Raw genomic sequence first — 1,215 nt, forward strand, 5'->3', positions numbered from 1 at the left:
ATGTAATGACCCAGCGGTTTCTGCTCAGATCAGGCCGCTAAAGCATACGCCTCAGCGGGTGTCTTCATGCCCAGCGCCTGGTGCGGGCGCCGGAAGTTGTAGAACTGGATCCAGTCGCTGATCACGCGCATGGCGTGTTGCTGGGTTTCGAAGCGGTGCCGATGGACGCATTGCTCCTTCAGCGTCCGGATGACCCGCTCCACCATTCCGTTTTGCTGGGGGCAGTGCGGGGTGATGAACTCCTGCTTCAGGCCATAGCTGCGCACCAGGCGCGTGTAGTGACGGCTGGTGAAGACCAGGCCGTTGTCGGAACGCAGCAGGAAGGGTTCGGGTACCCGTCCCAACGCGCCATAGCGGGTGATCAGCGCTTGCTCCAGCGCCGCAGCCGCGGTGCTGGCCTTGCCGCTGCGCGAGAGCTGCCAGCCCAGCAACTGGCGGCTATAGCAGTCGATCACCAGGGCCAGCGTCAGCCAGCCATCCAAGCCGCCCCAGACGCGACACAGGTCGGTTGCCCAGCGCTGGTCGGGCGCCAAGGCAACCGACGGCAGCGCCTGGATCCGCGGACGCTGACCCACGGCGCGCTTGCGGACCTGCCAGCCCATGATCTGAAAAATCCGCTGCACCGTGTTCTTGTTCATGCCCAGAAGCGCCGCCACTGTGCGGTAACCAAACGAAGGCTCCTGCTCAATCAGCTGCTTGATCGGCCCCGCCAGCCCAGGCTGGACCTTGGGGGCGGCCTTGGTCGACCGGTAATACACCGTCCTGCGCGGCACATCGAACCAGCGGCACAGCTTGCTGATCGACACCTCATCACCGTCGTCCTTCAGTCCCTGCTGGATCGAGAGGATCAACTCTCGTCCTTGCCCAACAGGGACTGCAATTTTTTTCGTGCGCGCAACTCCAGCATCGCCTCGCCGTAGGCTTCCTGCAGGTCCTTGAGCTGACGCTCGTACTGCTCGCGCACATCCTCGGGCCTGGCACGCAGCGCGTTCTCCATGCCCGCCCTGGCGTGCTCCATCCACTCCTCAATCTCGGACGGCGCCAGGTCAAACTGGCGGCTCGCCTCCGAAATCGTGGTCTTGCCCTGGATGATCTCCAGCACCAGCGCCGACTTGCGCCGTGCCGTCCAACGCTTGATTTCTTCTTCCATCATCACGCTCATGGGTGCCTCCTTCGCAAAGTAACACCTGAGCAGGAAATCACTGGGTCATTACA

Annotated in this window: 2 protein-coding genes; both read right to left on the reverse strand. The window is 62.9% G+C overall.

From position 1 onward, the window contains the following. Positions 1-29: 29 nt before the first annotated feature. A complete protein-coding gene (locus tag ACW7G3_RS14195; RefSeq protein WP_456983566.1) occupies positions 30-851 on the reverse strand; it encodes an IS3 family transposase in 822 nt (273 codons plus the stop codon). Continuing rightward, on the reverse strand, positions 848-1,162 hold the full coding sequence (locus ACW7G3_RS14200; RefSeq protein WP_456983568.1) for a DUF1153 domain-containing protein: 315 nt from the start codon (positions 1,160-1,162) through the stop codon (positions 848-850). Before ACW7G3_RS14200 ends, ACW7G3_RS14195 begins: the two co-directional genes overlap by 4 nt. Between the last annotated feature and the right edge of the window lie 53 nt (positions 1,163-1,215).

Source organism: Luteimonas sp. A478 (assembly GCF_054052025.1).